We start from the raw sequence: 6,926 nt of genomic DNA, 5'->3' as shown, positions 1-6,926 counted from the left end.
AATCACTCAGCGCGCCCGCCTCAATCAATCCCTCAAGATGCCCCCAGTCTCTCCTGAGCGTCTCCGCCGCTTCCGCCGCGTCCCAGCGCCTCACCAGCGCCGGTGAAGGGGGTTCTAAGGATAACAACATTGCACCGCAAGTGGAAAATCACATCCTGCGCGTTTTTTTTGCGATTTTCTTTTTATGGAAATAAAAACAGAGAGTTAAACAAAGACCAATTACGCCAATTCACCCCAACCCCACCCGAATAACAGCAGGAGTGATACCGCAAGCAGGTCGCGCACTCGGCCGTGACTCTATATATAGTGAGGAACTCTGTAGCCACCACAAGACTCACGCGAGTCGCCCTTGGCCCAAAGAGACGACTCAGACCGTGAATCAGCGAGTCGCAGGTCAGATTGAAAGCGTGGCGTGACAATACTTTGCCGAGAGTCTTGCGCATTTGCATTGAATACGGTCAGGTCGCCAATACGGATAAGCCTCAGCACCCTGCGCTATGAAATCGACACGCACTGATCCATTCCCACGAATTCATACAGTTGGCTTTGACGGCCTACTGATTTCCTTCGCCGATACTATGGCCGAGCCCTCGAACCGCGCGGCACTCGCTTTTCGCGGTGCTGTCGATTCCAAGCAATGGGCGGGGGTAATCGAAACATCGGCTTCGCTTGCGTCGACCTATATTCGATTTGACCCGACCCAGTTGACACATGCTGACATCACGGACCGAGTTGATGCCCTACTAGCCGAGCAAAACTGGTTTAACGCGCCCATGCCAACCGGTCGTACCTTCTGGCGTGTTCCTACCGTTTTCGGGGGCGAGCTTGCTCCACAGTTGAATGAAGCGGCAGAGGCGGCAGGTTTGACCCCGGACGAAGCGGTTCGGCGCTTGAGTGAATCGCGCGTGCGTGTGCTGACGATTGGCTTTGCACCGGGGCAGCCATACCTCGGGCCACTTGGCCCCGAATTCAACATACCGCGATTGAAAAGCCTGACGCCGATGGTGCCGGAAGGCGCACTGGTTTTGGCAATCTCTCAATTCGTGTTGTTTTCAGGTCCGACTCCGACCGGGTGGCGCCATGTAGGGCAAACCGCGTTTCGTTGCTTTCAACCCGAGCGCCCAAACAGCTTTGCGCTGAAGCCCGGCGATGAGATGCAGTTCTTTCCTGTCTCTCAAGACGACCTGGAGAATATTCGCGCGAACGACACAGATGGATCAGGCGGCGCGACGTATCAGGACATCGAGTCATGAGTCTTTCTGTTCTGCGTATAGGGCCCGCATGTACAGTTCAGGATCAGGGGCGCATCGGCTGTTTGGATCAGGGTCTTTCACGTTCCGGAGCCGCAGACATTCTGGCCCTGCACGAAGGGGCGGCCTTGCTGGGTCAAGCGCCGACATTGGCGGCTTTGGAAATGGCGGGCATGGGTGGCGAGTTTGAAGCGACCGAACCCACGCGGATTGCGTTGACCGGAGCGCCGATGCAGGCAAGCGTGGATGGCAGCCCCGTCATATGGAATGCGTCGCACGAACTTGAAGCGGGACAGCGACTAACCGTCGGGGCAGCGACACAAGGGAACTACGGGTATTTGCATATCGGCGGTGGAATTGACGGCGACATGTTCCTTGGCTCTCGCTCCGCCCACCTGACGGCCAAGATTGGACGAACTGTGCAGGTTGGCGACCGTTTATCCGCCGGTGCGGGTTCGGGCCAGGCCGGGTTGAAACTACAGCCCGACAACCGATTTTCGGGCGGTGTGCTTCGGGTCGTCGCCAGCTTCCAAACCCCTCTGTTCGACAAAGATACCCTGGACCGGTTTGCCAATACGCAGTTCCAACGTGGTGCCCGGGCCAACCGAATGGGGATGCAGCTTGAAAGCGCCGGAGAAGGCTTTGCCGCCAAGGGTCAACTTAACATCCTGTCCGAGGTCATAACCCCCGGCGACATCCAGATGACCGGCACCGGGAACCCTTTCATCCTGCTGCCCGAGTGCCAGACCACCGGAGGGTATCCGCGCATCGCGACGGTCCTTCCGTGCGACCTGCCGCGTGCGGCGCAAACGCCCGCAGGCGGGCATCTGAAGTTCCAGTTTGTTACGATGGATGAGGCCGTCGCCCTGCACGCGGCCTTCCAAGGCGATTTGTCTCGCCTGCCTTCTCGGGTGGAACCCCTGATCCGCGACCCCCATGACATCCCTGACCTGTTATCCTACCAATTGGTCGGCGGAATGATCTCTGCCACTGACTAAGGAGTTTTGCCGATGCCCAGCGTTGATCTGAATGCAGATATGGGAGAGAGCTTTGGCCCATGGAACATGGGTGATGATGAAAGTCTGCTCAAGATCATCACCTCGGCCAACATCGCCTGCGGCTTTCACGCCGGTGACCCGGACGTAATGGCACAGACGATGATACAAGCGGCAGAAAACAATGTCGGCATTGGGGCGCATCCGGGGTTTCCCGACCTTCAGGGGTTCGGGCGGCGCAACATGAAGATCCCACATGACAGCCTGCGCAATCTTGTCCGGTATCAGTTGGGCGCGGCCATCGGGGTTGCCAAGGCTGTTGGCACCAAGGTCCGGCACCTCAAACTGCACGGAGCACTTGCCAATATGTGTTCGGTTGACATCGACATGGCACGGGCTTGCTATCAGGGTGCCCTGGATGTGGACCCGGACACTATCATCATGGTCTTGGCCGTGACCAAACAGGAAGACGCCGTGCGCGAGCTGAACTGCAAATGGGTCGGAGAGATATTTGCAGACCGCGCCTACAACGACGACGGAACTCTGGTCGACCGCAGCAAACCCGGCGCAGTCATACACGACCCCGAATTGGCCGGTCCGCGCATTGTGAATATGGTTCAGGAAGGGGCCATCATCACCGAATCCGGCAAACGGTTGGAAACGTCGATCGACACCATCTGTCTGCACGGTGACGGACCAACTGCCGTGCAGATTGCCCGCTCGGTTCGGGAAAACCTGATTGCGGGCGGCGTTGACGTGACAAAATTCATCCGTTGATCAGGTTGGCGTAACTCAGCCGCCCCATGTCCAGACTGTTGCCCGGTATCGTCTCAGCCCCTAGCATGTGCGTAACTGTATGATCTGAGTACCACAAATCCCGGCAACGACCTGCGCTGACCACACGGCGCAACGGCAAGGAGCGCGCTTAATGTCTTTTGATCTGATGTCTTACGAACCCCGCGGCGACAAGAAGAACTCGGATTTCTTCAACGAATATCTGCCGATGATTTACGAGCGCCGCTCAAATTCGGGTATCGCAGATCAGGTCGGGCCGATGCGGGCCATTGTTCTTCAGGTGGAACCGGACGCATTGTTCGACACACTGGTCGAGCTCTACGTGATGACCCCCTATCGGCACACCGCCAGCTATCTTGGACGAACGCACAAGTTTTCGGTTCTGCATTCCCATGCAGATTACCCCGCGCTAATCGTGATGGCACCTCTCAGCCCGACATTCGAGGACTTCATTCCCCGCATCAACCGCATGTATCCGCTGGCCCGCAACACGCCCCAGACCCGGTATGTGGGCGAGGTATTCGCGGCATCCGACTTGAACTCGCTGACCAAGACGCTGGAAGATCAGAATATACGGTTTGAATATAGTGGCGATACCGAAAATCCGTTTTACACGCTGGATGGCTTCCGCTTTACGACGCCATCGGATTTCACCTGTAATCGGGTCGGTTATTCCACGTTGGATTTCAACGACACGGATAGTCTTGGTCTGGGGGACCGCGTCTTGCTCAGCGACGCTGAACAAACTCGTCTGGATCAGGCTGCGTCTTTCGGTTCCGACAGCAAGATCGCCCCACTTATGCTGGGGATCGACCACCTTGCCACACGTGTACTGGCCGGAGAGCGCGAGGATGCGATCCTCGAATTTCTCACGATGGTGCCTTATTATTTCTGGGGTGCGTACAACATCTTTGACATGAACTCGTCCACCAATGTGAACCGCAATCCGAATGTCGACGATGACAAGAAATCCCCCGCCAAGGTGTTCACGGCAAACAACACGCCCTCATTCGTGAACTCCTTTGCCAAGTTGCCGATGCCGACCGAGGACTTCGTGCGCAACTTTGGTCGCCGCCTGCACCATATGGCCGTCGAGATACAGGATGGAGACCACGGGGCTGGTGAAAAGAACGTCGATTTCGTCGTGAACACCCTCAAGGAAAAGGGCGTGCCGTTTCTGGCGCATGTGGTTGGCGAGTGCAAAGACGACCCAAACCTGAAACAGATCTTCTCAAAACACTCCAAGAACACCCTGTTGATCACCGAGTATATTGAGCGCTGCCATCACTATGACGGTTTCTTCACCAAGGACAACGTCGCCGCGCTGACCGCCGCCGCCGGTCAGGATGAGCAATACCAGCACGGCCACGTCTTCGACTAAAAAAAGGCTGCGAATTTCTTCGCAGCCCATGTCCAGCCAGGAGAATGCATGTCGGGTCTTATGACGGCCCGATCATGAAACACGTCACGTTCCGCGCCTGAAGCCTGCGGCAGGCCAGATCAGCCTGCTCGCGGGTCATGCCCTGAAACGTCGCATCAAAGCCGCGCGCGCTTTGGTTCACCTTGCGCAGCGTTCCTTCCAGAGTGGTCATTTCCGAAAGGGCTGTTTTCAACAGCACCTTCTCGGCCTCATATCGCGTGGTATAGCGCCCTACATTCACGCCCCACAAATGCCCTCCCGAAGTGGACAGGCGCGTCACGACTTCCTGTTCGGGTTCGGGCAGTTCGGTCGGATTGGTCGACGCCAGGACAAGGTCTTCGGGGCGTGCTGCCGGCCGTGTCGTATCGTCGGTCGGTGTCTGAATATCCGCGGCGGCAATGGCTGCTGCAATCCCATCCTGAATGCGCGCGCCGTTCTTCGCAGCAGTCGCCGCGACCGTACCGGCCACCTGAACGGCGGCACCCGGTCCTGGGCGCAAGACAGGCCGCAAACTGGTGGACGGAGCGCCGACCAACCGCGCCACTTGTACGTTCAGGCCCGCATTTCCTGCATATTCAGGGCGCGACGGCTTGCGGATTGGTGCACGCGACGGTGCGCGGCGGAAACCCATATCCAGCAGCTCGGCCACTTTAGCGTTACGTGATGCGCCGGATTTTCCACCGAAAACCGTGGCGATGATCCGTTCGTCTTTGCGTTTGGCCGAAGCCACAAGGTTAAAGCCCGCAGCCCGCGTGTATCCGGTCTTGATCCCATCTGCGCCACTGTAGGCGGCCAGCAATCGGCGGTTCGTGTTCGGAACGGTCTTGATCCCGGCATGCGTCGATTGACGCGAAAACAGGTTATAATACTGCGGATAGTCATACAGCAGATGCCGACCAAGCGTGGTCATGTCCCGGGCAGTCGAAAGGTGTCCTGACTCCGTCAGCCCGTGGGCATTTTTGAACGTGGTGCGGCTCATGCCCATGGCTTTGGCGGTGCGGGTCATACGACGGGCGAATGCTGCCTCGGATCCGCTGATGGCAATGCCGATTGCCGTGGCCGCGTCATTGGCCGATTTCACAGCAGCAGCGCGGATCAGATACCGGAACGCAATCGTCTGGCCCGTGCGAAGACCCAGTTTCGACGGAGGTTCAGACGAGGCTTTCTTGGTGATGCGAACCGGGGTGTCCAGCTCGATCTCACCGTTTCGCACAGCCTCAAACGCGATATAGAGCGTCATCATCTTGGTCAGCGATGCGGGGTGAAGCCGAGTGTCGGCGTTGCGCGAATGAAGCACCTCACCGGTGCGCGCGTCGATCACCATGGCCGCATAGGGCGCGGCCAATGACTGGAGTGGTGCAAAAGATAGCAACCACACGAATGCTATGAGAATAAAGCCCATTCGGGCCGGAACTGTCCGCCGAACCTGCACGATCTTTGCCTCTGTCTACCTCACGCCGCCGGGTTTTCCCGGTCAGCAAATCAATTATTTTATTATGTACAGGCTAACACAGAGACCCCGCGAAATAAACCAAAAGCTGCCGTTTTCGCGGCTTTATCACCCATTTGGGCACGCACTACATCTAGTAACACCCAATCCAACACCCACCAAATCGGCGCAATCCGCAAAACAGGACGCCGGTAAGACGTTGATTTTCAGGAACTGAGACCAATCAGCAACATCATCCAATCTCACGCACGAAGCCCGACAACTCTCCCAAATCACCCAATTCCTTAAAGCGCGGATTGTTCACCGGGGTCTCTGCTTTTTCGATTTCCCACACCAGTCCGTGGGGCACATATACTCCCCAGCATCCCGCCTGTAGCGGAGCCACCACATCTGATCGCATCGAATTGCCGACCATCATCGCGTGTTCTGGCCCTTCGCAATATCGGTCGAAAATCTCACGATAGGATTCGCGCGTCTTTTCCGAGACGATCTCGACGCCGTCGAACAACTCGCCCAAGCCCGATTGTGCCAGCTTGCGTTCCTGATCAATCAGGTCGCCCTTGGTGATCAACACGACCTTATGTGTCGCTGCCACCCCCTCGATCGCCTCACGTGCGTGGGGCAACAACTCAATCGGATGGGCCAGCATGTCCTGCCCTGCTTCAATCAACTGCCGAATGACCGAGGCCGGAACACGGTCTTCGGTCACCTCGATGGCGGTTTCGATCATCGACAGGGTAAATCCCTTAATCCCGTATCCGTAGTGTCGAATGTTGCGCTTTTCAGCTTCCAGCAATCGTTCCAGCAGATGATCGCGCTCGGCATGGTCAGCAAGCAATTCCGCAAAATAGCTCTGCGTGAGCTGGAAGAACCTCTCATTGTGCCACAATGTGTCGTCCGCATCGAAACCAATTGTGGTAAGCTTGTTTTCCATTGAAATTGCGTCCTGCTGGCTCTTTTCTCTGACCCCTTGGACGTTATATAACCGCTCAGATAAACCGAAGCCTGAATCGGAC

7 protein-coding genes are annotated in these 6,926 nt (G+C 57.0%); 5 read left to right on the top strand and 2 right to left on the bottom strand.

Features of this window, described 5'->3' with window-relative positions:
• The 5 genes from ACR0LH_RS19705 to ACR0LH_RS19685 all read left to right on the top strand — a co-directional run.
• Positions 1–194: hypothetical protein (locus ACR0LH_RS19705; RefSeq protein ID WP_480722204.1), on the top strand; the 194-nt coding region annotated here is incomplete at its 5' end.
• Positions 195–497: 303 nt separating this feature from the next.
• Positions 498–1,253 carry a 5-oxoprolinase subunit B family protein gene (locus tag ACR0LH_RS19700; RefSeq protein ID WP_480722203.1) on the top strand — a complete coding sequence of 252 codons (756 nt, stop codon included), beginning with the start codon at positions 498–500 and terminating at the stop codon, positions 1,251–1,253.
• Positions 1,250–2,248, top strand: a complete 999-nt coding sequence (locus ACR0LH_RS19695; protein ID WP_480722201.1) for a 5-oxoprolinase subunit C family protein — start codon at positions 1,250–1,252, stop codon at positions 2,246–2,248. The genes ACR0LH_RS19700 and ACR0LH_RS19695 overlap by 4 nt, the downstream gene beginning before the upstream one ends.
• 12 nt (positions 2,249–2,260) lie before the next feature.
• Positions 2,261–3,022 (top strand): LamB/YcsF family protein, encoded by a 762-nt coding sequence (locus tag ACR0LH_RS19690; RefSeq protein WP_480722200.1) that lies wholly within the window; start codon positions 2,261–2,263, stop codon positions 3,020–3,022.
• 151 nt (positions 3,023–3,173) lie between these two features.
• Positions 3,174–4,421: a hypothetical protein gene (locus tag ACR0LH_RS19685; protein ID WP_480722198.1), complete on the top strand. Its 1,248-nt coding sequence runs from the start codon at positions 3,174–3,176 to the stop codon at positions 4,419–4,421.
• 58 nt (positions 4,422–4,479) lie between these two features.
• Here the strand turns inward: ACR0LH_RS19685 and ACR0LH_RS19680 are convergent, their stop codons facing one another.
• Both ACR0LH_RS19680 and ACR0LH_RS19675 read right to left on the bottom strand, forming a co-directional pair.
• Positions 4,480–5,862 carry a D-alanyl-D-alanine carboxypeptidase family protein gene (locus ACR0LH_RS19680; protein ID WP_170388991.1) on the bottom strand — a complete coding sequence of 461 codons (1,383 nt, stop codon included), beginning with the start codon at positions 5,860–5,862 and terminating at the stop codon, positions 4,480–4,482.
• A 280-nt stretch (positions 5,863–6,142) separates the two neighbouring features.
• The gene (locus tag ACR0LH_RS19675; RefSeq protein ID WP_480722197.1) at positions 6,143–6,844 is read right to left on the bottom strand and encodes an HAD family hydrolase; all 702 of its coding nucleotides are present in this window, start codon (positions 6,842–6,844) and stop codon (positions 6,143–6,145) included.
• Positions 6,845–6,926: the final 82 nt, after the last annotated feature.

The organism is Ruegeria sp. CL6, assembly GCF_056536465.1.
Note: the sequence above shows the minus strand (reverse complement) of the source record. Positions and strands in the feature narration are given on the sequence as shown.